This window comes from Nocardioides sp. zg-1230, assembly GCF_013155335.1.
Lineage (GTDB): Bacteria > Actinomycetota > Actinomycetes > Propionibacteriales > Nocardioidaceae > Nocardioides.
The window spans coordinates 537,915-563,374 of record NZ_JABJQZ010000004.1 but is presented as its reverse complement, the minus strand read 5'-3'; the positions used below and the strand labels follow the sequence as shown (position 1 = coordinate 563,374).

The window sequence follows — 25,460 nt, the reverse complement described above, 5'->3', positions numbered from 1 at the left end:
CGGGCGGCCCTCCTGTCACCGCTGCCGGAAGGCGGGGGCGAGGTCCAGCCGGACGTCGCCCCAGCGACCGCGCAGCGTCTCGGCGAGGTCGGCGGCCATCGCGGCCAGGTGCGGGTGGGACGTGCTGGTAGCGACGGCGTCCAGCCGGTGCAGGACGAACGCGCGCCGCGCCGGGCGGCGTGACCCTGCCTCGGCATCGTCGTCCTCGAGCGCGCCGGCGATGAACCAGCCCGGGGTCATCGCCTGCCACCCCAGGGTCGCGACCTCGAGGTCGCGGGCCAGCTGCTGCGGTGGTACGGCGTCACCGACGGCGGCGAGGTAGGCGGCGATGCCGTCCCGCGCGACCTCGTCCGGCAGCGTCCAGGCGCACCAGCAGCTCGGCCACGGCGCCAGGAGGTAGGCGACGTCCCAGGCGCGGTGGCGCAGCTCGGCGAACTCGAAGTCGATGAGGCGGACCCGGTCGGCACCTACGACGTTGTTGTCCGGGCACGTGTCGGCCGGGCTGAGCACCTCGTGGTCGTCGTCGGCGAGCTCTTCGGGGAGGGCTCGGAGCTCGTCGAGGGCGCGGGTGTGGGGCGGGAGGTCGAGGTCGTCGAGCGCGGCGGCGTACTGCTCCGCCGCATGGGCGAAGTCGTCAGCGAGGACCCGAGCCGGGAGGTCCGGCGCACGGTCCGCGAGGGCGTCGGCGAACGCCCGGCGGACGTCGGGACTGCTGCCTGCGGCGTGCACCGCGCCGAGCGCCTCGGCCCACTTCACGACGACCGTGCGGGCCACGCCCGCGTCCGAGCCGAGCAGGGCGTCGGCCAGACTGCCCTCCCCGTCGACCACGGACATCACGACGAACGCCGGGTCGTCGGACTCGGCCAGCAGCGACGGCGTACCTGCGGCCCCGCCCAGGGCGACCAGCGCCGCGCGCTCCCGGCGTCCGCGGAGCGTGTCGTCGAGGCGTTGGACCTTCACCACGTGCGCGGTGCCGTCCTTCGACGCGAGGTACGCACCGCCCCGGCCACCGCTCAGAGTGACGACCTCGTCCCAGGACTCGAACCCCATGGCGCGCGCCGACGCCCTCCTCAGCTCCTCGTCCATCCGGCCAGTGTGCCGCCGCGGGCGTGCCGGGACGTGGTGGGGCGCGCGAGCGGGGCCTATCGTCCGCGCCCCGTGTCGAGGCCGATCTTGACCCGCATCGCCACCTCGACGGTGAAGCCGTGGTGTTCGGCGACCACCGTGGCCGCGAGCACGACGTCTGCGACCTCGTGCATCACCCTCAGGCGGTCTGGAGCCTCCCGCCCGCACTCCTCGACCAGCTCGATGGCCTCCTCGGCGACCTTGCGGGCGCTCGTTCCGTCGGGCATCGGGAGCCCGCGGGCTGCGAGATAGTCGTGCAGGAGCTCGTGGGGTGACGTCACGGCCGACGACGGTAGCCGAGCCCGATGCGCGACCGTGCCGCCTCAGGACACCCCGACCGCCCCGTCACCGGGTGGTTGGCGGGGTGTGGGGCGGGGTCATGGTCGTCGGGGTCGCGGGATGCGTAGGACGTCGGCTGGACCGGGTGGGGCGGCATCGGGTGCGCCCGAGTCGTCGATCGGGCGGGTGCCGGTGTGGTCGCGGCGGTAGCGGTGCCCGTGCGGGCTGGTCCACTCGAAGACTCCGGGCGCGACCATCTCGTAGCGCCACGGCGAGTGTGTCTTGAGCCGGTGGTGGAACCTGCACAGCGCGGCGAGGTTGTCGGTGTGGGTGGGGCCGGGCTGGGGTCGGCCCTCGGCTGCGGCGTCGGGGTCGTGTGGGATGACGTGGTCGATGTCGCAGCGTCGGGCGGGTCGGGTGCACCAGGGGAAGACGCAGGTGCGATCGCGGAGAACCACCTGTTCGCGGATGCGGTCCGGCACTGCGTAGGCGTCGGTGTGGAGCGGGGTATTGAGGTCGATGACGGGCTTGATGGTGACCTTGGTCCGCGAGTCGGCGCACCAGGAGCGGACCTGCTCGAGCAGGAGCAGCCGCTGGCCTTACTCGAGACGTCCGGTGGGCCCGAAGACGGTGGCGTCGCCCGAGAAGCCGGCATCGACGTGGGCGTGCACGACGACCTCGCGTGCAACGGGGAGGCCGTCCTCGGCCTTCGTGACGTCGGCGCCTTGGCTGTGGAGGTCGAGCGCGGTCTGGGTGCGGGCGAGCTCACCGAGGGCCTGGGCGCGGCGCACGTCCAGCGACTCGGTCGACCCGAGCGCCTTGCGCTCCGCCGCCCCCTGCGCGAGCGCGCGGTCGAGGTCGAGGGCGTCGGCGATGTCGAGCTCGCCCTCCACCCGCATCGTCCCGGCGTAGTGGACGTCCTCGGTGTCGACCGTCACGTGACGCGGGTCCACGTGGAGGTGGCCGTCCTCCGGATCCTGGCTCGGATCAACTTCGGCGAGGTCGTAGCACTTGATCGCCTCCGCGACCAGCCGGTCCAGCTGCGCCGGCCCGACCCGCCCGGCGACCGCGGCGACCTGCGCATCCACAAAGCCAGCGGCCTTGCGCGTCAGGGCGGGTGAGCAGTGGATCGTGGTCTCGGCGACTGCTCGGGCCCTCCAGGCCGGGACCTGGCCGGCGTGGACCTGCGCCCACAGCCGGGGCAGGCGGTGACGCAGCTCGAGCGCGTGGCCGATGAGCTTCTTCGCAGCGGTCGACGACATCCCGAGCACGCCGCCGAGCTCGGCGACACAGAACTCCGCCACCAACGGCGCACCCTCACCCGCAATGGGCTCCTCGTGCTCCCACCCCGACACGGTGAACGACGCGGCGTCATGGATCGACTCCGGCGGATGCAGGTCAGCCCACCGAGCAGCTGTCTCGAGGAGGCCCGCCGCGGCCCGCTCCTCGGTCGCCTTCTGGTCCCGGGCGAGCGCGAGCAGACCGGAGGCGGTGAGGTCCTCGACCCCACCCACCTGCGGCCCTGCCAGCGCTTCGCTCATGTGTTCGATTGTGCGCATCGCCACCGACAGTGGCCATGGCTGTGGAGGGTTCGTGGCCTACCTTCTTCGGGGTCTAGGACGGAACTCCGTCCCTGCTCGACCAACGGCGCTGGGGGCGCGCGAGTCGGTTCAGTCCGCCTCGCAGACGCAGAGCTGGATCGCCGCGCCAGCGGTGAACGGACCACGGGCCCAGTCTCCGAAGCGTTCTACGACCCGGAGACCGCCGAGCGAGAGCAGCAGCGGCAGCTCCTGCGGGAAGATGCTCCTCATCTCGAGCGGCGCGACGAGGAAGTCGGCCTCGGCGTCGGACGAGAACCACCACGTCCCGCGAGTGACCTGCGCGGCCGCGTCGTAGGTCCCCGCGACGTCCACGTGCACCACGCCGCGATCGGGGTCCGCGAACGACAGCTCGTCGCGCCTGCGTCGTACGCCGTCGGCCTGGGCGAGCAGGCGCACGCTCGGGTTGTACACGTCGAGGACGAGCCGAGCCCCGGGAGCGAGGTGCCTGCGCACCGCCCGGAAGCAGGCCACCAGGTCCTCAGCGTCGTGCAGGTGGAGCAAGGAGTTGGCGGCGATGACCACGAGGTCGAACGTCCGGCCCAGGTCGAGCTCGCGCATGTCGCCCTGCACCCACTGCACCTCGACGCCGCGCTCGTCCGCCTTGCGCCGAGCCTCGGCGAGCATGTCCGGCGAGAGCTCCAGGCCCGTGCACTGATGCCCGTCGGCGGCGATCGGGATCAGCTTGTTCCCGGTGCCGCTCCCGAGCTCCAGGACGGACCCGCCCTGCCGGTCGGCCTCGGCCCGGTAGAAGTCGAGGGCCGGCTCGCCACCGGGGAACAACCGGTCGTACAGCTGCGCGTCCGAGTAGAACTGCTCGCTCATGACGTGCATCCTCGCAACATCAGGTCCAGGCCTTCGCCAGCCGCTTCACGATCTCCGTGAGCCGGCCGGGCGAGGTGGCGATGTTGAGCCTGACGTGTCCGGGGGTGCCCGGGGCGTAGGACTCCCCCGGGCTCACCTTGACGCGACCGCGGTCGAGGGCGACGGCCGCGGCGTCGGCGTGGCCGTAGGCCGATGCGTCGAGCCAGGCGAGGTAGGTCGCCTCGAGCGGGCGCATCCGCACCTCCGGGAGGTGGGTGGCGAGCAGCTCGCCGAGGAGGGCGCGCTGCTGGTCGAGCCGCTCGACGAGCGAGGCGAGCCACGGGTCTCCGAGGTCGTACGCCGATCTCGCGGCGACCGCGCCGAGCGGCGAGTGGGAGTCGTTGCGCGCCATCGGCTGGTTGGCGAGCAGGGCCCGGTCCGCGGCGGACGGCACGACGACCTGCGCGCACCGCAGGCCCGCGGTGTTGAACGCCTTCGACGCGGCCACCACGGCGACCGCATGGTCGTGGGTGCCCTCGATCGCGAGGTAGGACAGGTGCTCGGCACCCGGCAGCACGAGGGGTGCGTGGATCTCGTCGCTGACGACCCGCGCGCCGTGGCGTACGACGACGTCGCGGATCCCCTCGAGCTCGGCGCGGGTGAAGACCCGGCCCCACGGGTTGTGCGGCTGCGTGAGGATCAGCGTCTGAGCCCCGTCGGCGAACAGCCGGTCCAGCCGGTCGAGGTCGATCTCGCACCGGTCGGCGGAGGCCGGCACCTCGAGGCGCACCTCGTCACGACCGGTGATGCTCGCCAGCCCGAACTGGGCGTTGTAGCCGGGGGTCGGGAACACCACGCCACCCGGCCCGCTGAACACGTCGAGCGCGAGCCGCACCCCGGCCGTCACGTCGACCACCGGGTGCACCGCCTCGGGCTCCGGCGCCCAGCCGAAGTGCCGCTCCGACCAGCCGGTGTAGGACTGCGCGAGCTCGGGGTCCCAGCCGAAGAGCGGATAGCCGGTGATGCCGTCGGCGAGCGCCCGCTGCACCGCGTCGAGGACGACCGGGTCGACGGCGTAGTCCATCTCCGCGACCCACGCGGGGATCACGTCGAGCGGGACCGTGCCCCACTTGAGCGGCAGGGCGCGCCGCGCCTCCTCGTCGGTGAGGTCCACGACGGGTCGGCTGTCGGGATCGATCACGGCTGCTCCTCGATGCGGCTCCACGTGGCGGTGAACTCCTCGAGCGTCAGCTCCGCGAGCTGGGCCTCGAGGTGCGCGCGGGTCGCGCCGATCTCGTCGTGGGTCACATCGACGCGTACGACCTCGGAGCGGTCGGCGCGGCGGGTGACGACGTACGACCCGCCCGCCCCGCTCGCGTCGTTGCCGCTGATCGTGTCGGCGAGCGTCACCGCCTGCCAGACGGCGCGGACGAAGACGCGCAGACCGCGCTCCTCGCGCGGCTCGAACCGCAGGTCGAGGACGTCCCCCGCCCGCACCACCTCAGGTCAGACCTGCTCGCGCGAGGCGACTGCCGCCGCCACCCGCTCGATCGCCTCGGCCAGCGGTACGCCGTTGTCCTGGCGGCCGTCGCGGTAGCGGAAGGACACGGCCCCCGCCTCGACGTCGTTGTCGCCGGCGATCAGCATGAAGGGCACCTTCTGCAGCTGCGCGTTGCGGATCTTCTTCTGCATCCGGTCGTCGGAGTCGTCCACCTCGACCCGCAGCCCCTGCGCCTTCATCTGCTTCGCGATGTCGAAGAGGTAGTCGTTGTGGCGCTCGGCGATCGGGATGCCCTGGACCTGGACGGGCGCGAGCCAGGGCGGGAACGCGCCGGCGTAGTGCTCGACCAGGACGCCGATGAACCGCTCGATCGAGCCGAACTTGGCGGAGTGGATCATCACCGGCTGCTGACGCGTGCCGTCGGCGGCGACGTACTCGAGGTCGAAGCGGTCGGTCGCGGGCTGGTTGAAGTCGTACTGGATGGTCGACATCTGCCAGGTGCGGCCGATCGCGTCCTTGGCCTGGACCGAGATCTTCGGGCCGTAGAACGCGGCGCCGCCCGGGTCGGGCACGAGGTCCACGCCGAACTTCCGCGCGGCGGTCTCGAGCACCTCGGTCGCGGTCGCCCACTGCTCGTCGGAGCCGATGAACTTGTCGGGCTTGGAGTCGTCGCGGGTCGAGAGCTCGAGGTAGTAGTCGTCGAGACCGAAGTCGCGCAGCAGCCCGGTGACGAACGTCAGGAGGTGCTCGACCTCGGCCGGAGCCTGCTCGGCGGTCACGTAGGAGTGCGAGTCGTCCTGGGTCATCGCGCGGACCCGGGTCAGGCCGTGCACCACGCCGGACTTCTCGTAGCGGTAGACAGACCCGAACTCGAAGAATCGCAGCGGCAGCTCGCGGTAGGAGCGCTGCCGTGAGCGGTAGATGAGGTTGTGCATCGGGCAGTTCATCGCCTTGAGGCGGTACTCGGCGTGCTCCATCTCCATCGGCGGGAACATGGTGTCCGCGTAGTAGGGCAGGTGGCCGGAGGTGTGGAACAGCCCGTCCTTGCTGATGTGGGGGGTGCCGACGTAGTCGAAGCCCTCCTCGAGGTGCCGACGGCGGACGTAGTCCTCCATCTCCCTCTTGATGACGCCACCCTTGGGGTGGAAGACCGCCATGCCCGACCCGATCTCGTCGGGGAACGAGTAGAGGTCGAGCTCGCGGCCGAGCTTGCGGTGGTCGCGGCGCTCGGCCTCCTCGATGCGGTGGAGGTGCTCCTCGAGCGCCTCCTTGGTCTCCCAGGCGGTGCCGTAGATGCGCTGGAGCTGCTTGTTCTTCTCGTCGCCGCGCCAGTACGCCGCCGCGCTGCGCATCAGCTTGAACGCGGGGATGCGCTTGGTGGTCGGCAGGTGCGGGCCGCGGCACAGGTCGGACCACTTGGCCTCGCCGTTGCGGCCGATGTTGTCGTAGATGGTGAGCTCGCCGGCTCCGACCTCGACGCTCGCGCCCTCCGTGTCGGAGGCGCCGGCGCCGCCCTTGAGACCGATCAGCTCGATCTTGTAGGGCTCGTCCTTGAGCTCGGTCAGGGCGTCCGCGTCGGTGGTGACCCGCCGCTCGAAGCGCTGGTTCTCCTTGATGATCTTGCGCATCGCGGACTCGATCTTGACCAGGTCCTCGGGCACGAACGGGGTCTCGACGTCGAAGTCGTAGTAGAAGCCGTTCTCCACCGGCGGACCGATGCCGAGCTTGGCCTCGGGCCAGATCTGCTGCACGGCCTGCGCCATCACGTGGGCGGTGGAGTGCCGCAGGATGTCGCGTCCGTCGGGGCTGTCGATGGCCACGCCCTCGACCTCGTCGCCGTCGGCGAGCTCGTACGCCAGGTCCTTCAGCCCGCCGGCAACGCGCGCCGCGACGACGTCGGCGTCGTCCCGGAACAGCTCCCAGGCCTTGGTGCCCGTCGTGACCGTGGTCTCCGCACGCTGATCGGCGTGGATGCGGACGACCTTGATGTCGGACACGAGGGCTCCTTCAGGGAGGGGTGAGGTGCAGGACGGATGTCCCCCGCGATGCTATCGGCCGGACGACGAGCGACTCACCCCGGTTTCCCGCACCCGCCGCCGGGCGAGCTCGACGACGTTGGCGCCGATGGCGAGCAGGGCGTTGCCGTGCCCGCCGCGCAGGGCGTTGTGCTCCTCGCGCGAACGCAGCACGTTGCCGGGGCCGGGGCTCGCCTCCACCGTCTGGTCCTGCGCGGCGACGGAGAACAGCGGACCGACGAGGCGGTCGTACGCCCACGGCAGGGCGGTGAAGCCGAACCGGATCACCTCGTTGGCGAGGCCGACCTGGCCCCCGCTGCGCCGCCCGTCGGCCACGTCGAGCGCGCGGCCGGCGATGCGCTCGGGGCTGGTGACCGGGAAGGGCGGGCGCCCGGCCGCGTCGCCGTACGTCGCTGCCTGCCGGTAGATGGGTGTGTCGACGCCGCCGGGGGCGACGTACTCGATCCGGACGCCCGGGCAGTCGCGGTTGTCGACCTGGAGCTGACGCACGAGCGCACGGACGCCCCACTTGCTGATGACGTACGCCGCCATGTCGGGGACGGCGATGTGCCCGATGACCGAGCCGACGAGCACGAGGTTGCCGGCGCCCCGCGCGCGCATCACGGGGAGCACGTGACGAGCGAGGTTCACCGACCCGAGCAGGTTGGTGGCCACGACCTGGTCGAACACCTCGGCCGGGACGTCCTCGACGCGCCCGTAGGCCACCACGCCCGCGCTGCCGACGACGGTGTCGATCCAGCCGTGCTGCGCGACGACGGCGGCGACGGCGGCCTCGACCGCGTCGTCCTTGCTGATGTCGGCGGGCAGCACGGTCGTCGAGGCAGCACCGAGCGTGTCGCAGTCGCGCGCCACCCGTTCGAGGGCGTCGCGGCCGCGGGCGAGGAGGACGAGGTGGTCGCCGCGGCGCGCGACGCGGTGGGCGGCGGCCTCACCGATGCCGCTGGAGGCACCGGTGACGAGGACGACGCGCGGCGGATGATCGTGGGTCGGCATGCCCGCCGGTACCCCTGTGGAGCCCTGATCAGATGTCGTCGCGCAGCTCGGGACCTTGGTCCTCCGGAGTTGAGTGCGTTGGCCCCGTCCCGCCGGCTGCTCCGATCCCTAACGTCGGGGACGAGGCGGGGACGACCCGAGACCCGCCCAGACGGAAGGCACATCATGCGCGCGTTTCTCGACAAGCTGGTCTCCTGGACGGGAGTGGCCATCGCAGCGGTCCTGCTCATCGCCGGCGGTCTGCTGACGTGGGCCAACGCGTTCATCGGCGACCAGGTCCACGACCAGCTGACCATGCAGGGCATCACGATGCCCGAGGGTGACGCGCTCGCCGACCTGTCCGACGAGGACGCCGCCGCGCTCGAGGAGTACGCCGGCAGCGCGCTCGACACCGGCCCGGAGGCCAAGGCCTACGCCGACCACTACATCCTCGCCCACATGAACGCCGCGAGCGACGGTCGCACCTACCAGGAGGTCAGCAGCGAGTTCCTGGCCCTCGACGACGAGGCCAAGGCGAGCGAGGAGGGCCAGGCACTGGCCGGGCTGCGCCAGACGCTCTTCATGGGCAACACGCTGCGCGGGCTGCTCCTCTACGGCTCCGCCTTCGCCACGATGGGCACCATCGCCGGCTACGGCGCGATCGCCGCCTTCCTGGGGGCGTTCGTCCTCCTGGCCCTCGCCCAGCTCGGGATCAGGCACTCGCGTCGCACCGCCCGCGCGGAGGCCGCGCCGCAGCTGGAGCCCGTCGCGGTCTGAAGGCTCCGCTCGATCCGGACAGGGCCCGGTCGCCTCACCCGGCGACCGGGTCCTGCTCTGCCAGCTGGCCCGTCTGGACCTGCCACAGGGCGGCGTAGGACCCGCCGCGGTCGATCAGCTCGTCGTGCGTCCCGGCCTCCACGACCCGGCCCGCGTCGAGGACCCAGATGCGGTGGGCGTGGCGGACGGTGGAGAGCCGGTGGGCGACCACGATCGCCGTACGACGAGCGGTGGCGCGCCGCAGCGAGCGCTGGATCGCCGCCTCGGTCTCGTTGTCGACGGCGCTGGTCGCCTCGTCCAGCACCAGCACCGCGGGGTCCCGCAGGAGCGCCCGGGCGAGGGCGAGCCGCTGTCGCTGGCCTCCCGAGAGGGTCACGCCCCGCTCCCCCACCCAGGTGTCCAGGCCGGCGGGCATCGCGTCGATGAAGTCGAGGGCGGCGGCCGACTCGGCGGCGTCGCGCACCTGCTCGCGGGTGGCGTCAGGCCGGCCGTAGGCGATGTTGTCGGCGATGGACCCGGCGAACATGAAGACGTCCTGGGCGACGTAGCCGAGGGAGCCGCGCAGCGAGTCCCAGTCGAGCCCGCGCACGTCCTGGCCGTCGAGGAGCACGCGCCCCGCACGCGGGTCGTCGAAGCGCAGCACCAGCCGCAGCAGCGACGACTTCCCGGAGCCGGTGGAGCCGACGATCGCGTGGGTCTCCCCCGCCGGGACCACCAGGTCGATGCCGTGCAGCACGTCGGGTCCGTCGGCGTAGCCGGCCCGCACGCCGAGCAGCTCGACACGACCGGCGACGGGGCGCTCGAGCGCCGTGACGCCGGCCGGCACGGTGACCGGCACCTGCAGCAGGCCGAGGATGCGGGCAGCCGACGCGCGACCGCGCTGGTAGAGGTCGAGGACCTCGGCGACCTCGGTGAGCGGCCAGAGCAGGCGCTGGGTCATGAAGACGAGCACGGAGTAGAGACCGACCTCGAGGTCGCCGCGCAGGGTCGCCCAGCCGCCGAGCAGCAACGTGCAGGTGAAGCCCGCCAGGATCGCCATCCGCACCAGCGGCACGAAGGCGGCCGACGAGCGGATCGCGTCGGTGTTGGCCTCGCGGTAGGCCTGCGAGACCGCAGCCACGCGGTCGCGCTCGCGGTCCTCGGCGGTGAACGCCTTGATGGTGGCGATGCCCGAGATGTTGGACGAGAGGGTGCTGGAGAGGTCGGCGACGGCGACCCGGACCCGGTCGTAGAGCGGCTCGAGGCGGCGCTGGAAGACCAGCGAGCCGATCACGATCAGCGGGATGGGCAGGAAGGCCAGCACGAGCAGCTGGCCCGACGCTGCTGCGAACACGGCGCCGACGAGCAGCACGTTGAGCGCTGTCTGCAGGATCGCCGGCGCGCCGACGTCGAGGAACCGCTCGAGCTGGTTGACGTCGTCGTTGAGGGTGGCGAGCGTCGAGCCCGCCGGCCGGCTCTCGTGCCACCCGAGGTCGAGGTGCTGGACGTGGTCGTACGCCTCGACGCGCAGGTCGTGCTCGACGCCCTGCGCCAGGCCGCGCCACAGGACGCTGGCGACGTACTGGCTCACCGACTCCACGATCCACACGACGGCGTTGATCACCGCCAGCCAGCCGAGTTGCGCGTAGCGCGACTCGACGCCGAGGACCTCGCCGACGAACGACGCGTCGCCGCGCACCACCACGTCGACGGCCGCGCCGATCAGCAGCTCAGGGACGACGTCGGCGACCTTGTTGACCGTCGAGGCGACGACGGCGCCCACGAACCGGGGCCGGTAGGCCCCGTAGCGGCGCCAGAGGGCTCGCAGCGGCTGGACGGCGTCGGGGGTGGCGGGCTCGGGCACCCGCACAGGTTAGGTGGACCTCACCGGACGGCCTCAGCGGGCCGCGTCGATGTAGGCCACCATCCGGTCGAAGAGCAACGACGCGCGGTAGAGGTCCTCGGACGCCCCGGGCGGATCCGGCTGGGGCGGGAGGTCGACGGCGTCGCGCCAGCCCGGACGCAGGTCGTCGGCGAGAGCGGTCGCGATGCGGCTGGCGTCGCGCACCACCTGCGGGTCGACCGACCAGACGGCCTCGAAGGTCCGCTCGAGGGGCGGCTCGGTGCGTCCACCCGGCCGCTCGACCGCGACCAGGCAGGCCGGCAGGTCGACGGCGTCGCACACGACGAGCCACTCGCGGTTGAGCGGCGAGTCCGGCGGGATCGGGACCTCGACCGGGACGCCGCGGCGGGGTGCGGCGGCGGCGTGGCCGTCGAAGTCGGCGAACACGACGGCGACCTGAGCCGTCCTGGCGAGCTCACGCCAGCGCTCGTAGGAGGCGCGGAGGAACCGCTCGCGCTGGAACCCGCCGACGAGCACCGGGTCGGCAGCGCGCGCGGCGCACTCGTCCTCGATCGCGTGGCTCATCGAGACGAGCGTGCGCCGCGACAGCACCTGCGGCCGGAGCAGCGGGTGCAGCCGCCGGAGCTCGGCGAACACCGACCCCGTCCGGACCTGCGGGGTCTCGGCGCGCTGCACGGCGGCGGCGAGCGACAGGCCGCCGCGGCGGCGCGCCAGGACGTCGAGGACGGCGTCGACGTCGGCGTCGATGTAGCGCCGGTGCCCGCCGGGCTGACGGCGGGGCTCGGGGAACCCGTAGCGCTTCTCCCAGCTACGGAGCGTCGAAATGGGTACTCCGGTCCTATGGGCCAGGTCGCCAATCGTGAGGGTGGCGCGAGAAGATGCGTCCAAACCTTGTCCACCCCTTTGCATCGTGCCTAGATTTAGTTGGAAGTGTTGCATAGGTTTGGCAACCAAGGAACGGTCGAACTGCGGGAGGCACAGATGATCGGCACCGACACGGACGCGGCACTGGCACGGATCCTCGAGGGCGGCCGCCGTCGCGCGGGCGCGATCGACGCCCACCATGCCCTCCTGTGGGAGGCGCTGTGCGCAGCCACCGAGGGAGGCAAGCGGTTCCGACCGGCCCTCGTGGTGGCCATCCACGACGCGCTCGGCGGCGAGGCACCCCGCGCCGCCGCGGAGGTGGGGGCCGCGGTCGAGCTGCTGCACACCGCCTTCGTCATCCACGACGACGTCATCGACGACGACCACGTGCGGCGCGGGCGCCCCAACGTCAGCGGCACCTTCCGCGCCCTGGCCGGTGTCGACGGAGCCGACCCCGAGGTCGCCGCCGGCTACGGCCTCACCGCCGCGATCCTGGCCGGCGACCTCGCGCTCGCGGCCGCAGTCCGTGCCGTGGCGCTGAGCGGCGCCCCGGCCCCGGTCGTCGAGCGGCTGCTCGACCTCTTCGACACCGCTCTGCACCGGACGGCCTCCGGAGAGCTGGCCGACGTCCGCCACTCGCTCGACCTGGCCCCTGCCACCCTCGCCCAGAGCCTGGAGATGGAGGCGCAGAAGACCAGCGCGTACTCCTTCGCCCTCCCCCTGCAAGCCGGTGCGGTGCTGGCCGGCGCCGACGCGGCGACGACCGCGCGCCTCGGCGACGTGGGGCGCGCGATGGGCATCGCGTTCCAGCTCGCCGACGACCTGATCGGCGTCTTCGGCGATCCCGCGCGCTCGGGCAAGAGCGCGACCTGCGACCTGCGCACCCGCAAGCAGACGCCGCTCCTGGTGCACGCCCGCACGACGTCGGCGTGGCTGCAGCTGCAGGGCTACCTCGGCCGCGAGCTGAGCGACGAGGAGCTCGACGAGGCACGGGCACTGCTCGTGGCCTCGGGCTCGCGGCGGTTCGTCGAGGACCTCGCCGAGCGTCACTTCAGCCAGGCGCGCACGGTGCTCGACGGCCTCGGCATCCCGGTCGACCTGCTGGACGGCGTGGCCGTCCGCCCGGCGGTCCTGGCCGACGGCAGCGAGGTCGCGGCATGACGCTCTTCGTGGGCCGCGGCGCCCCTCGCAGTCTCTACGACTCGGTGTCCGAGGCGAGCTCGGCCATCGTCATCCGCGAGTACTCCAGCTCGTTCGGCCTGGCCTCGCGCCTGCTCGGCGAGCCGGTGCGCACCCAGGTCCGCAACATCTACGCGCTCGTGCGCGTGGCCGACGAGATCGTGGACAACCCCGACCCCACGCTGGACCGGTCCGCCCGGGCCACCATGCTCGACTGGCTCGAGGGCGACGTTGCCCACGCGATGCGGACCGGCTACAGCGGCAACCTCGTGGTGCACGCCTTCGCGCGCACGGCCATCGCCGTGGGCATCGAGCCCGACGTCGTCACCCCGTTCTTCACCTCCATGCGCACCGACCTCGACACCCGGTCGCACACGCAGGACACCTTCGACCGCTACGTCTACGGCTCGGCGGAGGTCGTCGGGCTGATGTGCCTGCGCGCCTTCCTGGCGGCGCCCGACGCACGGCCCGACCGCGACCAGCAGTACGAGCGGCTCGCCCCGGGCGCACGCAGCCTGGGAGCGGCCTTCCAGAAGCTCAACTTCGTGCGCGACCTGTCCGACGACCACGACCTCCTGCGCCGCGACTACTTCCCCGGCCTCGACGTCGAGTCGTTCTGCGAGGCCGACCGTGACCGCATCCTCGACGACGTCGACGAGGACCTGCGCGCAGCCGCGGCCGTGGTGCCCGACCTGCCCCCGAGCAGCCGCCGGGCGGTCCGCGCGGCCCACGCGACCTTCGCCGAGCTGGCCCAGCGCCTGCGCGCCGCGTCGCCCGAGGAGATCCGGCGCACCCGCATCCGGGTCCCGACCCCGGTCAAGCTCCGCCTCGCGGCCGGCTCGTTGCGTGGAGGACGCTCGTGACGCTCCGCCTGCCCGAACGCCTCAGCCGCTTCACGCCGATGCCCCGCCGGACGGTCGACGGTGGACCGCAGCGCGTGGTCGTCGTCGGTGGCGGCATCGCCGGTCTCGCCACCGCGGCGCTCCTCGCCTCGCGTGGCCACTCGGTCGACCTGCTGGAGAAGAACGACGACCTCGGCGGCCGTGTCGGCAGCGTCGAGCGCGACGGCTTCCGGTTCGACACCGGCGCCTCGTGGTACCTCATGCCCGAGGTGTTCGAGCACTTCTTCGAGCTCCTCGGCACCTCCGCGGAGGCCGAGCTCGACTTGGTGGAGCTCGACCCGAGCTACCGGGTGTTCTTCGAGGGCCACCCCGACCCCGTCGACGTACGACCCGACGTGGCGCACAACCGCGCCCTGTTCGAGTCCCTCGAACCGGGGGCCGGCGAGCGCTTCGACGCCTACCTGGCCAGCGCGGCCGAGACCTACGACGTCGCGCTCCAGCGCTTCCTCTACACCAACTTCGACTCGGCCTCGGCCTTCCTGCACCCGGACGTCGTGCGTCGCACCCCCACCCTGGGCCGGTTGCTGACACGCTCGCTGGAGTCCCACGTCGCCGCACGCTTCACCGACCCGCGGATCCGTCAGATCCTCGGCTACCCCGCGGTCTTCCTGGCCTCCTCGCCCGACCGCGCTCCGAGCATGTACCACCTGATGAGCCACCTCGACCTCGGCGACCGGGTGCTCTACCCCCAGGGCGGGTTCACCACGTTGATCGCGGCGATCGCCGACGTGGCGCGTCGCCACGGTGCCCGCTTGCACACCGGCTCCGAGGTGCGCCGCATCCTGACCTCGCAGCGTGACGGCCGCGCGGTGGTGACCGGCGTCGAGCACGACACCCCCGGCGGGCCGCGCACGATGGACGCCGACGTCGTCGTCGGCGCGGGCGACCTCCACCACCTCGAGACCGCGCTGTTGCCGCGGGAGCTGCAGACCCACCCCGAGCCCGTGTGGGAGGACCGCTCCCCCGGCACCGGCGTCGTCCTCGCGATGCTCGGCGTCGAAGGCTCGCTGCCCCAGCTCCCGCACCACTCGCTGTTCTTCACCTCCGACTGGAAGGCCAACTTCGGCTCGATCTTCGGCGACGCCCGGATCCCCGACCCGGCCTCGGTCTACGTCTGCAAGCCCTCGGAGACCGACCCGTCGGTGGCGCCGCCGGGCCACGAGAACCTCTTCGTCCTCGTCCCGGTGCCGGCCGACGTCACCATCGGCGCAGGCGGCGACGACGGTCACGGCGCCGAGCAGGTCGAGCGCGCGGCCGACGCCGCGATCGACCAGGTCGCCGCCTGGGCCGGCATCCCCGACCTGCGCGAGCGGATCCGGGTGCGCCACACCGTCGGCCCGCAGGACTTCGCCGCGCGCTACCACGCGTGGCGCGGCGGGGCCCTGGGCCTCGAGCACACCCTGCGCCAGAGCGCCTTCTTCCGTCCCGGCAACACCTCGGCGAAGGTCGACGGACTGCTCTACGCCGGGGCCACCACCGTCCCGGGTGTGGGACTGCCCATGTGCCTGATCAGCGCCGAGCTCGTGCTCAAGCGGCTCACCGGTGATCGCTCGAGCCTGCCGGTGCAGGCATGATCGCCCGATGAGCCTGCCCCACTGGTCGTACGTCGCCATGCTGGCGTTCTGCCTCGCCGGCACGCTGCCGCTGGTGCCCGCCTTCCGGCTGCAGGTGCTCCGGCAGCCGGGGCGGCTGCTGCTCACGATCGGTCTCGCCGGGACGCCGTTCCTGGTGTGGGACCTGTGGGCCACGCACGTCGGGCACTGGTGGTTCGACGAGGAGCAGACGCTCCCGTGGCGGCTCGCCGGCCTGCCGCTGGAGGAGATCGCCTTCTTCGTCGTCATCCCGGTCGTGTCGGTGCTCACGCTCGAGGGCGTGCGCGCGGCCCGGCGCGGCGTACGCCCCTGGCCGGCGCGAACGCGCGAGGAGGCGAGGTGACCCGCCCATGACCTACACCGCCATCGCCCTGCTCTGCGTGCCGCTGGCCCTCGTGATCGACCGGTGGGTCGCCCGCACGCGCGTCACCTCGACCAGCGACTGGTGGTCCGCCTACGCGATCATCGTCTTCTTCCAGCTCCTCACCAACGGCTGGCTCACCGGCCGCGGCATCGTGCTCTACTCCGGCGACGCCATCATCGGGAGCGGAGAGATCACCATGTTCGGCGACGGCCGCCTGTTCTACGCCCCGGTGGAGGACCTGATGTTCGGCTTCGGCCTGGTGCTGGGCAGCTGCGTCGCCTGGACGTGGCTCGGCCGCCGCCGCGACCGGACCGACCGGACCGTCGAGGAAGCGCGCCGATGAGCGTCGCGACCCGCCTGCAGGCGATGCAACCGACCGACGTCGGCGTGCCCGGACCCACGTCATGGGACATGGCGCGGGCGTTCCGCTCGGTCCGCGCCGACCCGCTCACGTTCCTCGGTGAGGTCACGCAGCGCTTCGGCGACACCGTCTCCTTCCCGGTGCCCGGCGCCCCGGCGCTGCTGCTCAACGACCCCGCCGACGTCAGGCACGTCCTCCAGACCTCGGCCCGCAGCTGGGGCAAGGACACCGTCCAGTACGCCGCCCTCGCCCGGGTGACCGGTCCCGGCCTGCTCGCCTCGGCCGAGCCGAGCTGGATCGAGCACCGGCGCCTCGCCGCGCCGGCCTTCCACCACCAGCGCCTCGAGGCGGTCGGTGACGAGGTGCGCGCCGCCGCCCGCACGGCCATCACGGCGCGGCTCGCCGAGACGACCCGCGCAGGTGAGGTCGTCGACGTCGCCGCGCTGACCCACACCATCGGCCTCGACGCGGTCGGCCGGGCGCTCTTCAGCACCGACCTGTCCGACCACGCGCACGACCTGCTGGCCGCGACGAGCGAGGCGGCTGACCTCGTGGTGCGGCTGGGCCGGTCGATCCTGCCGCGCGCCGAGTGGACGCCCACCCGGACCAACCTGCGGCTGCGCGCAGCCCGCCGCCGCCTCGACGCGGGTGCCGCCGCGATCATCGCCGAGCGGCGGGCCCGCAACTCCCGCGCCGGTGCGACCGCCCACCACGGCGACGACCTGCTCGGCCTGCTGCTCGACAGCGGCCTGCACGACGGCGAGATCCGCGACGAGCTCGTCACCATGGTCATCGCAGGGCACGAGACCGTGGCAGCAGCGCTGGCCTGGACCCTCATGCTGCTGGCCGAGCACCCGGTGACCCAGCAGCGGGTGCACGACGAGCTCGCGGACCATCCCGGTCCCGTGCCGCTGGTAGGTCACCGCGACCGGCTGCCCTGGACGCGCGCCGTCGTCGACGAGGCGCTGCGCCTCTACCCGCCGGCGTGGGCCATCTCGCGCCGCTCGCACCGCGACGACGAGATCGACGGGCGGCCGGTGCCCGCCGGCACGCTGGCCATCATCAGCCCGTGGCTGGTCCACCGCCGCCCCGACCTGTGGCCCGAGCCCGAGACCTTCCGTCCCGAGCGCTTCCTCGACGGCACCGCCCGCACCGGCTACCTGCCGTTCGGCCAGGGGCCCCGCCTCTGCATCGGGCGCGAGTTCGCGCTCGGGGAGATGGTCGTCGTGCTCGCCGAGCTGCTGCGCGAGCACCGCCTCGAGGTGCCCGGCGGGCCCGGCGCGTGGCGGCGCCCCGTCGCCGAGGCGAAGGTGGCCGTCCACCCCCGCGGCGGGATGCCGCTCGTCGTACGACGGACGAGCACGCCGTGACGACCGCCCTCCTCGTCGACCTCGCGCTCGCGCTGCTGCTCCTCGGGGCGGCGGCCTGGGTCCAGCGGCTGGTGGCCGACCTCCGCACCCTGCCGCGACCCGACGTCCCGGCGGGCGGGGCGACGTCGCCCGCGCCCACCGTGTCGGTGGTCGTCCCGGCCCGCGACGAGGAGCTGACCCTGCCCACGCTGCTGCGGTCGGTGGTCGCGCAGGGCCCGACGGTCCACGAGGTCCTCGTCGTGGACGACGCGTCGCGCGACGCGACCGCCGCGGTCGCGCAGGCGGGCCGCGCGAGGGTCGTGCCGGCCGGCACCCCACCGCCCGGGTGGACCGGGAAGGCGTGGGCCTGCCACGTGGGCGCCGGGGCGACGACGGGCGACCTGCTCCTCTTCCTCGACGCCGACACGGTCCTCGAGCCCGACGCCCTCGCCGGCCTGCTGGCCGCGCACGCCCGGCACGGCGGGCTGGTGTCGGTGCAGCCGCACCACGACGTCGTACGCCCCTACGAGCAGCTGTCGGCCTACTTCAACGTGGTCGCTCTCATGGCCAGCGCGGCCTTCACGCGGACCAGCCCGGGCCACACCCCGACCCATGCACCCACCCACGCCCCGATGGCGTTCGGCCCGTGCCTGCTCACCGCGCGCGACGACTACGACCGTGCCGGCGGGCACGAGGCGGTCCGCGCCGACATCCTCGACGACGCCGCCCTCGCGGCTGCCTACCACCGGGCCGGGCTGCCGGTCTGGTGCGCCGTCGGCGGCGACGCGGTGCGGATGCGCAGCTATCCCGGCGGCCTCGGCCAGCTCGTGGCCGGGTGGACCAAGAACATCGCTTCCGGCGCCGCCGACGCGGCGCCCTCGGCCACCGCGGCCACCGTCGCCTGGATCAGCGCACACCACGCCGTGGCCGTGGGCGCGCTCCTGTCGCTCCTCGTCGCAGTCGTCGGCCGGGGCTCGTCGGTCCTGGTGGGCAGCCCCGCCCTGTGGGCGGCGGCCTACGTCGCGGCGGCCCTGCAAATGCGGTGGATGCTGCGCCGGGCCGGTTCGTTCCGGTGGTGGGCGTGGGCGCTGTTCCCCGTGCCGCTCCTGGCCTTCGACGTGGTCTTCGCCCGCTCCCTCGCCCTCACCGCCGTACGCCGCTCGGTGTCGTGGCGCGGCCGGGAGGTCTCCCTGGCCGACGGCCGGTCCGGGGAGGAGGTGGCCTGATGCTGCGACTCGTCATGCCCCAGACCGTCACGATCGTCGTCGACATCGTCGCGTGGGGCGTCTTCCACGCCGCCACGGGCTACGCCGCCCACCGGCTCAGCGACGAACGGCTCGCTCGCGACGGCTGGGGGCTGCGCGAGCGACGCTTCGAGGACCGCGGCCGGTGGTACCGCCGACGCCTGCACATCCACCGCTGGAAGGACCGGGTCCCCGAGGCGGGCGCCCTGTTCGAGGGCGGCGTCAGCAAGCGCGAGCTCCCGGCGATGGACGCAGCGGGCCTCGAGATCTTCGTCCGGGAGACTCGACGGGCCGAATTGGGGCACTGGTGGGCCATGTGGTGCAGCCCGCTCTTCGTCCTCTGGAACCCGCCCCTGGCCGCGGCACTGCTCGCCGCCTACGGCGTGCTGGTAAACCTGCCGTTCATCGCCATCCAGCGCTACAACCGCTTCCGCACCCAGGCCGTGCTCGAGCGGCTCTCCCACCGACGCGGCACCTCATGACCAGCCCCGCGACGTCGCGCCCCCACCTCGACCCCGCCACGGTCACGCGGCCCGAGGTCGCCCCCGTCCCGACGAAGGACTCCCGGCACGGCCCGATCGCCCAGCTGTTGATCGCCTGGTCGCCGCTCAGCGCCATCCTCGTGGCCTACTGGGTGGCGCAATGGGTCACCGCGCCGCTCGGGGTGGGTGACGGTGCCGACACCAACCGGTTCGGCGCGAGCCTCCACGTCCTCGGACCGGCCCGCGCCGACGAGACCCTCCTCGGGGCGGTCCCGAGCGTGTGGTTGCAGGACCGCCTCGTCGACGGCTCTGCCCACTGGTACGACGTCGTGGCCGCGCTCGTCTACGTCACCCACTTCGTCACCATCCCGCTCATCACCGCGGTCGTGTGGTTCCGCCTGCGCGACCGGTTCGGCGAGTGGCTCACCGCCGTGCTGTCGATGTCGCTGCTGGGCATCGCCGGCTACCTCGCCTACCCGGCCGCTCCGCCCTGGTTGGCCGCCCGGCGCGGCGACATCGGCGCGCTCGACCGGATCTCCCACCTGGGGTGGGAGGGGCTCGGGCTCGACGGCATCGGCCGCCTCGTCCAGCTCGGCCAGTCGGGCAGCAACCCGGTGGCCGCGATGCCCTCGCTGCACGCCGGCGCCGCGCTCCTGGCCGCGCTCTTCCTGTGGCCGTCGCTCTCGCGGGTCTCGCGCATCCTGCTGGCAGCGTACGCCTTGGCGATGGCGCTCACGCTCGTCTACACCGGCGAGCACTACGTCGTCGACGTCCTCGCTGGCTGGCTCGTCGCGATCGTCGGCGTCGGCGCGGCGCGCCTGGTCGGCCGACTCACCCGCGGGCCCGTCCCGTCGCGGGGCGCGCCGTGAGCACCCGACCGGTGGCTCCGGACGTCACCGGCTCCTCGCCGGTGCGGGCCCTGGTGGGCGCGGCGCACGCCGGCCCCACGCTCGCGGTCACGGTCCTGGCGGGCCTGCTGTCCGTCGCGCAGGGTCTGGCGCCGACGACGACCGTCGTGGTGGTGGCGGCCGTGCTCGCCGGCCAGCTCTCGGTCGGGTGGAGCAACGACCTCGTCGACCGCGCGCGGGACCGGGCCGCGGGGCGGCGCGACAAGCCGCTGGCGACCGGCGCAGCCTCGGTGGCCGTCGTGCGGACCGCCTGCGGCGCGGCCGTGCTCGCCTGCGTCGTGCTCTCCTTCGCACTGGGGCCTGCCGCCGGGCTGGTGCACCTCGGCTGCGTCGCCTCGGCGTGGGCCTACAACCTCGGGCTCAAGGCGACCGTGTGGTCGTGGGCGCCCTACGCCGTGTCGTTCGGCGGCCTGACCGCCGTCGTCACCCTCGCCGACGGCGAGGCACCGCCGTGGTGGTGGCCGGTCGGTGCCGCCCTCCTCGGCGTGGGGGCCCACCTGCTCAACGTGCTGCCCGACCTCGCCGACGACGCCGCCACGGGCGTGCGTGGACTCCCCCACCGGCTGGGCCCGCGGCGCATCGGACCCGTCGCGGCCGTCGTCCTCGTCCTGGCGACCGCGGTGGTCCTCGTCGGGGCCGGCCCGCCGCTCGCCGTCAGCATCACGGTGTTCACCGTGGTCCTCGGCCTCGCCGCGGTCGTCGTCGTGGGCACGGGACGGTCCCCCTTCGCCGCGGCGGTCGGCATCGCGCTGGTCGACGCCCTGCTGCTGGTGGTGGCGCGATGAGCGGCCCCGCGACCCCCGAGCACTGGGACGTCGTCGTCGTCGGCGCCGGTCCCGCCGGGTCCGCCACGGCGCTCGGCGCGCTGGCCGAGGACCCCGACCTGCGGGTCCTGCTCCTGGACCGCAGCGAGTTCCCGCGCGACAAGTCCTGCGGCGACGGCATCGCGCCCCACGTGCTCGACGCCCTCGCCCCCGTCGGCGCGGCCGACGTGGTCGACGGCTGGTCGCCGCTGCGCGACCTCGAGCTGGCCCACGGGGACGTCTCCGTCTCCGGCCCGATGCGCCGTGAGGTGCACGTCGTGCCACGCCGGGTGCTCGACGCCCGGCTGGTCGAACGGGCCGTGGCCGCCGGCGCCGTCCTGCGCACCCACCGCGCCACGTCACTGACGCGGACGGGGACCCCCGTGGTGTCCGGCGGCGACGCCGACGGGGTGTCCGCCGACGTGGTGGTCGGCGCCGACGGGGCGCACTCCTTCGTCCGCACGGCGCTGCTCGGCAAGCGCCGCGAGCCGCGCGCCATCGCGATCCGTGGCTACGCACCGACCACGCCCGAGATCGCCGGCCGCCAGGTCATCCGCTACGGCAGCCGCCGCCAGCCGTCGTACGCCTGGGCCTTCGACCGCGGCGACGGGCTGGCCAACGTCGGCTACGGCGAGCTGCTGCCGGGCGAGCGCACCGGTGGCGCCCCGAGCCGCCGGCTGCTGCTCGACCAGCTCGAGGAGCTCGTGCCCGGCGCAGCGCGCACCGGCGGCGACTGGCGTGGCCACCACCTCCCGCTGAGCACCTGGCGCTGGGACCAGCCCGACGGGCAGGTCCTCCTCGTCGGCGACGCCGCCGGCCTGGTCAACCCGATGACCGGCGAGGGCATCTACTACGCCGTCGCCACCGGCATCGCGGCCGGCCGCACCGCCGCACGGGCCGTGCGGGCCGGGCGACCGGCGGACGCCGGCGCCGAGCACCGACGCGTCGTACGCGCCCTGCTGGGCACGCACCTGCGGCACACGTGGGCGGCGTCCCGGCTCGCCCGGTCCCCCCGCATCGTCGACGCGGGGATCCGCGCCGCCGGCCGCGACCGGCACGCGTTCGACGCGCTGGTCGAGCTCGGCCTCGGCGACGGCCGCATCGACGCCCGACTCGCTCGCGGGCTGGTGCTCAGCCTCGCGTCCCGCCCCCGACCCGACCACGACCCCCACACCCCGAGGTGGCTGACATGAGGATCCTCTCCGTACGAGGCGCGCTGCCGCCCCACTCCCACCCCCAGGCCGAGATCACCGAGGCGTTCGGCGAGTTCATCTCCGAGCGCAGCCTCGACCGGTCGATGCTGCGGCGCTTCCACGCCAACGCCGGGGTCGAGCGACGCCACACGGTGCTGCCGCTCGACCAGTACGCCGGGCTGAGTGACTTCGGGCAGGCCAACGACCTGTTCATCGAGCACGCGGTCGAGCTGGGTTCGCGGGCACTGGTCGATGCTCTCAAGGCGGCCGACCTGACCCCGTCCGACGTCGACCTGGTCGTCACCGCGACCGTCACCGGGCTCGCCGTCCCCTCGCTCGACGCGCGCATCGCCGCGCAGGTCGGGCTGCGTGAGGACGTACGCCGGATGCCGCTCGTCGGGCTCGGGTGCGTCGCCGGTGCGGCCGGCATCGCCCGCGTGCACGACTACCTGCTCGGCCACCCCGACCACACCGCGGTGCTCATCGCCGTGGAGCTCTGCTCGCTCACCGTCCAGCGCGACGACGCCTCGGTGCCGAACCTGGTGGCGAGCGGGCTGTTCGGCGACGGCGCGGCCGCCGTCGTCGCGGAAGGCTCGTCGGCACGCGCCGGTCGAGCGGGGCCGGTCGAGGTGCTCGACTCGCGCAGCCGGCTCTACCCCGACAGCGAGCGCACGATGGGCTTCGACGTGACGGGCAGCGGCCTGCGGATCGTGCTCGACGCCGAGGTGCCCACCCTCGTGGGGCGCTTCGTGCGCGGCGACGTCGACGCCTTCCTGGCCGACCACGGGCTCACCCGCGCCGACATCGGCTGGTGGGTCTGCCACCCCGGCGGCCCGAAGGTCATCGAGGCCCTCGAGGAGGCGCTCGAGGTGCCGCGGGAGGCGGTCCGGCTGACCTGGGACTCGCTGGCCCGCGTCGGCAACCTGTCGTCGGTCTCGGTGCTCCACGTCCTCGAGGACACGCTGCGCGAGCGCCCGCCCGCACCCGGCAGCCACGGCGTCCTGATGGCGATGGGCCCGGGCTTCTGCTCCGAGCTGGTGCTGCTGAGGGCCGTGTCGTGACGAGCCTTCTCGCCTTCACCGTCCTGGTGGCGCTCGTCGGCCTCGAGCGGGTCGCCGAGCTCGTCGTCTCGACCCGCAACGCCCGGTGGAGCCGCGAGCGGGGCGGCGTCGAGCACGGCCTGGGGCACTTCCCGTTCATGGTCGTGCTGCACACCGCGCTGCTCGTCGGCGCGCTCGCGGAGGCATGGATCCGGCAACCGGAGGTGCCGTCGGCACTCGCGTGGTCGATGCTCGGTCTCGTCGTCGCGTCGCAGGCGCTGCGGTGGTGGTGCATCGCGACCCTCGGCCCGCGCTGGAACACCCGCGTCATCGTCGTGCCCGGCATGGCGCCCGTGACGTCGGGCCCCTACCGGTTCCTGCGCCACCCCAACTACGTCGCCGTCGTCGTCGAGGGCGTCGCGCTGCCCCTGGTGCACGCGGCCTGGATCACCGCCCTGGTCTTCACGGTCCTCAACGCCGCCCTGCTCGTCGTACGCATCCGGGTCGAGGACGCAGCGCTCGCGACGCTGCCGAGCGCGGAGCCGGCCGGTGCGTGACCCCGTCCCCGACCTGGTGGTGGCCGGCGGCGGGCCGGTGGGCCTCGCCGCGGCGCTGCACGCCCGTCGCGCCGGGCTCTCCGTCGTCGTGCGCGAGCCGCGCACCGGCCCGATCGACAAGGCATGCGGCGAAGGGCTGATGCCCGGGGCCGTGGCCGAGCTGGCTGCCCTCGGTGTCCACCCGCGCGGGCGCGAGCTGAGCGGCATCCGCTACCTCGACGGCTCGGCCGAGGGACCGGGCGCCACAGCACGCTTCTCCCGCGGCCCGGGTCGGGGCGTGCGCCGCACCGTGCTCCACGACGCGCTGGCCGAGCAGGTGGCCGCCGCCGGCATCCCGATCGACCCGCGTCCGGTGGCCCGGGTCGACGACGCCGGCGACCACCTCCTGGTCGACGGCGAACCCGCCCGCCACCTCGTCGCCGCGGACGGGCTGCACTCCCCCGTGCGCCGCCTGGTGGGTCTCGACGCACCGGTGGCCGGGCGACGGCGCTTCGGGTTGCGGTGCCACGTGCAGCAGGCGCCGTGGTCGTCGTACGTCGAGGTGCACTGGTCGCCGCGCGCGGAGGCCTACGTGACGCCGGTCGACGACGACCTCGTCGGCGTCGCGGTGCTCGGCGACGCCGGCTCGCGGTTCGAGGACCTCATCGACGACTTCCCGCTGCTGCAGGAGCGCCTGACGGGCCAGCGCACCCGGGTGATGGGAGCCGGGCCGCTGCGGCAGCGCGCACGGTCCCGCTCGGCCGGCCGGGTGCTGCTCGTCGGAGACGCCGGCGGCTACGTCGACGCCCTCACCGGTGAGGGCATCGCACTCGGCCTGGCCCAGGCGCGGGTCGCCGTCGCGTGCGTCGCCGAGGGCCGCACCGACCGCTACGACCGGCTGGCCCGCCGTCTGGGAGCGCGCCACGAGCTCCTCACGCACGCCCTGCTGCGCGCCACCGCCCACGCGTCCGTCCGCAGACACCTCGTCCCGGCCGCAGCGACGCTGCCGTGGCTCTTCGACACCGCCGTCAACCAGCTCGCCCGACCCGTGGGGAGGCCCGCATGACCACGACCGACACCGACGCCACTGCCGTCACGCCCGAGCTGGTGGTGCTGCTCGACGAGGACGGCCGGGCCGTCGGGACCGCCGACAAGGCCGGCGTCCACCACGCCGACACCCCGCTCCACCTGGCCTTCTCCTGTTACCTGTTCGACGGCGAGGGCAACGTCCTCGTCACCCGGCGCGCGCTGCACAAGCGGACGTTCCCGGGCGTGTGGACCAACAGCTGCTGCGGCCACCCGGCGCCGGGCGAGCCGCTCGAGGACGCCGTACGCCGCCGGGTGGGGCAGGAGCTCGGCACCACCGTCACCGACCTTCGGCTCGTGCTGCCACGGTTCCGCTACCGCGCCGAGCAGGAGGGCGTCGTCGAGAACGAGATGTGCCCGGTGTTCGTCGGGTCCGCCGACGGGGCCGTGGCACCCGACCCCGACGAGGTCGGCGAGGCCCGCTGGGAGCCCTGGGAGGCGTTCCGCGCGGGCGTGCTCGACGGCAGCCGGGCGGTGTCCGTGTGGTGCCGCGAGCAGGTGGCGCAGCTGCCTGCCGACCCGGTGTCCGCGGCGACCGCCGACGTCGGCGACCTCCCGCCCGCCGCGCGGGTCGCCGGGAGGCGCTGAGGTTTCGCCGTTCGCCGACGTCGAGCTTCTCCGT

General features: G+C 73.7%; 27 protein-coding genes. 16 read left to right on the top strand and 11 right to left on the bottom strand.

Features of this window, described 5'->3' with window-relative positions; all coding sequences use genetic code 11:
* Positions 1 to 15: 15 nt before the first annotated feature.
* The 9 genes from HOO61_RS14605 to HOO61_RS14565 all read right to left on the bottom strand — a co-directional run bounded on the left by HOO61_RS14605 (position 16) and on the right by HOO61_RS14565 (position 8,336).
* Complete coding sequence (locus tag HOO61_RS14605) at positions 16 to 1,086, bottom strand: phosphotransferase (RefSeq protein ID WP_172259589.1); 1,071 nt, start codon at positions 1,084 to 1,086, stop codon at positions 16 to 18.
* 56 nt (positions 1,087 to 1,142) lie between these two features.
* A complete protein-coding gene (locus HOO61_RS14600; RefSeq protein ID WP_172259587.1) occupies positions 1,143 to 1,406 on the bottom strand; it encodes a hypothetical protein in 264 nt (87 codons plus the stop codon).
* A gap of 96 nt (positions 1,407 to 1,502) precedes the next feature.
* Complete coding sequence (locus HOO61_RS14595) at positions 1,503 to 1,862, bottom strand: HNH endonuclease signature motif containing protein (RefSeq protein WP_172259585.1); 360 nt, start codon at positions 1,860 to 1,862, stop codon at positions 1,503 to 1,505.
* 141 nt (positions 1,863 to 2,003) lie between these two features.
* Entirely contained in the window at positions 2,004 to 2,945 is a 942-nt protein-coding gene (locus HOO61_RS14590; protein ID WP_172259583.1) for a DUF222 domain-containing protein, read from the bottom strand.
* Positions 2,946 to 3,074: 129 nt separating this feature from the next.
* Positions 3,075 to 3,827, bottom strand: coding sequence for a bifunctional 2-polyprenyl-6-hydroxyphenol methylase/3-demethylubiquinol 3-O-methyltransferase UbiG (locus HOO61_RS14585; RefSeq protein WP_172259581.1), 753 nt, complete (start codon positions 3,825 to 3,827; stop codon positions 3,075 to 3,077).
* A gap of 19 nt (positions 3,828 to 3,846) precedes the next feature.
* Positions 3,847 to 5,007 carry an aminotransferase class I/II-fold pyridoxal phosphate-dependent enzyme gene (locus HOO61_RS14580; RefSeq protein ID WP_172259579.1) on the bottom strand — a complete coding sequence of 387 codons (1,161 nt, stop codon included), beginning with the start codon at positions 5,005 to 5,007 and terminating at the stop codon, positions 3,847 to 3,849.
* Positions 5,004 to 5,303, bottom strand: a complete 300-nt coding sequence (locus HOO61_RS14575) for a hypothetical protein (RefSeq protein ID WP_172259577.1) — start codon at positions 5,301 to 5,303, stop codon at positions 5,004 to 5,006. Before HOO61_RS14575 ends, HOO61_RS14580 begins: the two co-directional genes overlap by 4 nt.
* 9 nt (positions 5,304 to 5,312) lie before the next feature.
* On the bottom strand, positions 5,313 to 7,280 hold the full coding sequence (thrS, locus tag HOO61_RS14570; protein WP_367650209.1) for a threonine--tRNA ligase: 1,968 nt from the start codon (positions 7,278 to 7,280) through the stop codon (positions 5,313 to 5,315).
* Positions 7,281 to 7,355: 75 nt separating this feature from the next.
* On the bottom strand, positions 7,356 to 8,336 hold the full coding sequence (locus tag HOO61_RS14565) for an SDR family oxidoreductase (RefSeq protein WP_172259573.1): 981 nt from the start codon (positions 8,334 to 8,336) through the stop codon (positions 7,356 to 7,358).
* Positions 8,337 to 8,501: 165 nt separating this feature from the next.
* On the opposite strand from HOO61_RS14565, the gene HOO61_RS14560 reads away from it, so the two are divergent.
* Positions 8,502 to 9,092 (top strand): hypothetical protein, encoded by a 591-nt coding sequence (locus HOO61_RS14560; RefSeq protein WP_172259571.1) that lies wholly within the window; start codon positions 8,502 to 8,504, stop codon positions 9,090 to 9,092.
* 34 nt (positions 9,093 to 9,126) lie between these two features.
* On the opposite strand, the gene HOO61_RS14555 is transcribed toward HOO61_RS14560, so the two are convergent.
* Positions 9,127 to 10,935, bottom strand: a complete 1,809-nt coding sequence (locus HOO61_RS14555; protein WP_367650185.1) for an ABC transporter ATP-binding protein — start codon at positions 10,933 to 10,935, stop codon at positions 9,127 to 9,129.
* Positions 10,936 to 10,968: 33 nt separating this feature from the next.
* The gene (locus HOO61_RS24555) at positions 10,969 to 11,823 is read right to left on the bottom strand and encodes a DICT sensory domain-containing protein (protein WP_301539045.1); all 855 of its coding nucleotides are present in this window, start codon (positions 11,821 to 11,823) and stop codon (positions 10,969 to 10,971) included.
* A 93-nt stretch (positions 11,824 to 11,916) separates the two neighbouring features.
* Here HOO61_RS24555 and HOO61_RS14545 point away from each other — a divergent pair, with 93 nt between their 5' ends.
* The 15 genes from HOO61_RS14545 to idi are packed head-to-tail and all read left to right on the top strand — an operon-like array spanning position 11,917 to position 25,426.
* Complete coding sequence (locus HOO61_RS14545; protein ID WP_172259565.1) at positions 11,917 to 12,960, top strand: polyprenyl synthetase family protein; 1,044 nt, start codon at positions 11,917 to 11,919, stop codon at positions 12,958 to 12,960.
* Positions 12,957 to 13,841, top strand: coding sequence for a squalene/phytoene synthase family protein (locus HOO61_RS14540; RefSeq protein ID WP_172259563.1), 885 nt, complete (start codon positions 12,957 to 12,959; stop codon positions 13,839 to 13,841). The genes HOO61_RS14545 and HOO61_RS14540 overlap by 4 nt, the downstream gene beginning before the upstream one ends.
* Entirely contained in the window at positions 13,838 to 15,454 is a 1,617-nt protein-coding gene (gene crtI, locus HOO61_RS14535; RefSeq protein ID WP_216658911.1) for a phytoene desaturase family protein, read from the top strand. Before HOO61_RS14540 ends, crtI begins: the two co-directional genes overlap by 4 nt.
* Positions 15,455 to 15,461: 7 nt before the next feature.
* The gene (locus HOO61_RS14530; RefSeq protein ID WP_216658910.1) at positions 15,462 to 15,815 is read left to right on the top strand and encodes a lycopene cyclase domain-containing protein; all 354 of its coding nucleotides are present in this window, start codon (positions 15,462 to 15,464) and stop codon (positions 15,813 to 15,815) included.
* 7 nt (positions 15,816 to 15,822) lie between these two features.
* Entirely contained in the window at positions 15,823 to 16,179 is a 357-nt protein-coding gene (locus HOO61_RS14525) for a lycopene cyclase domain-containing protein (protein WP_172259561.1), read from the top strand.
* A complete protein-coding gene (locus tag HOO61_RS14520) occupies positions 16,176 to 17,567 on the top strand; it encodes a cytochrome P450 (RefSeq protein ID WP_172259559.1) in 1,392 nt (463 codons plus the stop codon). The genes HOO61_RS14525 and HOO61_RS14520 overlap by 4 nt, the downstream gene beginning before the upstream one ends.
* Positions 17,564 to 18,772, top strand: coding sequence for a glycosyltransferase family A protein (locus HOO61_RS14515; RefSeq protein ID WP_172259557.1), 1,209 nt, complete (start codon positions 17,564 to 17,566; stop codon positions 18,770 to 18,772). Before HOO61_RS14520 ends, HOO61_RS14515 begins: the two co-directional genes overlap by 4 nt.
* Positions 18,772 to 19,272, top strand: a complete 501-nt coding sequence (locus HOO61_RS14510; RefSeq protein WP_172259555.1) for a hypothetical protein — start codon at positions 18,772 to 18,774, stop codon at positions 19,270 to 19,272. The genes HOO61_RS14515 and HOO61_RS14510 overlap by 1 nt, the downstream gene beginning before the upstream one ends.
* The gene (locus HOO61_RS14505) at positions 19,269 to 20,141 is read left to right on the top strand and encodes a phosphatase PAP2 family protein (protein ID WP_172259553.1); all 873 of its coding nucleotides are present in this window, start codon (positions 19,269 to 19,271) and stop codon (positions 20,139 to 20,141) included. Before HOO61_RS14510 ends, HOO61_RS14505 begins: the two co-directional genes overlap by 4 nt.
* Positions 20,138 to 20,965 (top strand): UbiA family prenyltransferase, encoded by an 828-nt coding sequence (locus HOO61_RS14500; RefSeq protein ID WP_216658909.1) that lies wholly within the window; start codon positions 20,138 to 20,140, stop codon positions 20,963 to 20,965. The genes HOO61_RS14505 and HOO61_RS14500 overlap by 4 nt, the downstream gene beginning before the upstream one ends.
* Positions 20,962 to 22,176 carry an NAD(P)/FAD-dependent oxidoreductase gene (locus HOO61_RS14495; protein ID WP_172259551.1) on the top strand — a complete coding sequence of 405 codons (1,215 nt, stop codon included), beginning with the start codon at positions 20,962 to 20,964 and terminating at the stop codon, positions 22,174 to 22,176. Before HOO61_RS14500 ends, HOO61_RS14495 begins: the two co-directional genes overlap by 4 nt.
* The gene (locus HOO61_RS14490; protein WP_172259549.1) at positions 22,173 to 23,237 is read left to right on the top strand and encodes a type III polyketide synthase; all 1,065 of its coding nucleotides are present in this window, start codon (positions 22,173 to 22,175) and stop codon (positions 23,235 to 23,237) included. Before HOO61_RS14495 ends, HOO61_RS14490 begins: the two co-directional genes overlap by 4 nt.
* A complete protein-coding gene (locus HOO61_RS14485; RefSeq protein WP_172259547.1) occupies positions 23,234 to 23,773 on the top strand; it encodes an isoprenylcysteine carboxyl methyltransferase family protein in 540 nt (179 codons plus the stop codon). Before HOO61_RS14490 ends, HOO61_RS14485 begins: the two co-directional genes overlap by 4 nt.
* The gene (locus HOO61_RS14480) at positions 23,766 to 24,818 is read left to right on the top strand and encodes an NAD(P)/FAD-dependent oxidoreductase (RefSeq protein ID WP_172259545.1); all 1,053 of its coding nucleotides are present in this window, start codon (positions 23,766 to 23,768) and stop codon (positions 24,816 to 24,818) included. Before HOO61_RS14485 ends, HOO61_RS14480 begins: the two co-directional genes overlap by 8 nt.
* Positions 24,815 to 25,426, top strand: a complete 612-nt coding sequence (gene idi, locus HOO61_RS14475) for an isopentenyl-diphosphate Delta-isomerase (RefSeq protein WP_172259543.1) — start codon at positions 24,815 to 24,817, stop codon at positions 25,424 to 25,426. The genes HOO61_RS14480 and idi overlap by 4 nt, the downstream gene beginning before the upstream one ends.
* The last annotated feature ends 34 nt before the right edge of the window (positions 25,427 to 25,460 follow it).

What these genes read in the sequence shown, in the direction of transcription:
- HOO61_RS14605 (WP_172259589.1), bottom strand. Translation starts at nt 1,086, where the DNA reads ATGGACGAGGAGCTGAGGAGGGCGTCGGCGCGCGCCATGGGGTTCGAG.
- HOO61_RS14590 (WP_172259583.1), bottom strand. Translation starts at nt 2,945, where the DNA reads ATGAGCGAAGCGCTGGCAGGGCCGCAGGTGGGTGGGGTCGAGGACCTC.
- HOO61_RS14585 (WP_172259581.1), bottom strand. Translation starts at nt 3,827, where the DNA reads ATGAGCGAGCAGTTCTACTCGGACGCGCAGCTGTACGACCGGTTGTTC.
- HOO61_RS14565 (WP_172259573.1), bottom strand. Translation starts at nt 8,336, where the DNA reads ATGCCGACCCACGATCATCCGCCGCGCGTCGTCCTCGTCACCGGTGCC.
- HOO61_RS14560 (WP_172259571.1), top strand. Translation starts at nt 8,502, where the DNA reads ATGCGCGCGTTTCTCGACAAGCTGGTCTCCTGGACGGGAGTGGCCATC.
- HOO61_RS14545 (WP_172259565.1), top strand. Translation starts at nt 11,917, where the DNA reads ATGATCGGCACCGACACGGACGCGGCACTGGCACGGATCCTCGAGGGC.
- HOO61_RS14540 (WP_172259563.1), top strand. Translation starts at nt 12,957, where the DNA reads ATGACGCTCTTCGTGGGCCGCGGCGCCCCTCGCAGTCTCTACGACTCG.
- HOO61_RS14530 (WP_216658910.1), top strand. Translation starts at nt 15,462, where the DNA reads ATGAGCCTGCCCCACTGGTCGTACGTCGCCATGCTGGCGTTCTGCCTC.
- HOO61_RS14525 (WP_172259561.1), top strand. Translation starts at nt 15,823, where the DNA reads ATGACCTACACCGCCATCGCCCTGCTCTGCGTGCCGCTGGCCCTCGTG.
- HOO61_RS14520 (WP_172259559.1), top strand. Translation starts at nt 16,176, where the DNA reads ATGAGCGTCGCGACCCGCCTGCAGGCGATGCAACCGACCGACGTCGGC.
- HOO61_RS14510 (WP_172259555.1), top strand. Translation starts at nt 18,772, where the DNA reads ATGCTGCGACTCGTCATGCCCCAGACCGTCACGATCGTCGTCGACATC.
- HOO61_RS14505 (WP_172259553.1), top strand. Translation starts at nt 19,269, where the DNA reads ATGACCAGCCCCGCGACGTCGCGCCCCCACCTCGACCCCGCCACGGTC.
- HOO61_RS14495 (WP_172259551.1), top strand. Translation starts at nt 20,962, where the DNA reads ATGAGCGGCCCCGCGACCCCCGAGCACTGGGACGTCGTCGTCGTCGGC.
- HOO61_RS14490 (WP_172259549.1), top strand. Translation starts at nt 22,173, where the DNA reads ATGAGGATCCTCTCCGTACGAGGCGCGCTGCCGCCCCACTCCCACCCC.
- idi (WP_172259543.1), top strand. Translation starts at nt 24,815, where the DNA reads ATGACCACGACCGACACCGACGCCACTGCCGTCACGCCCGAGCTGGTG.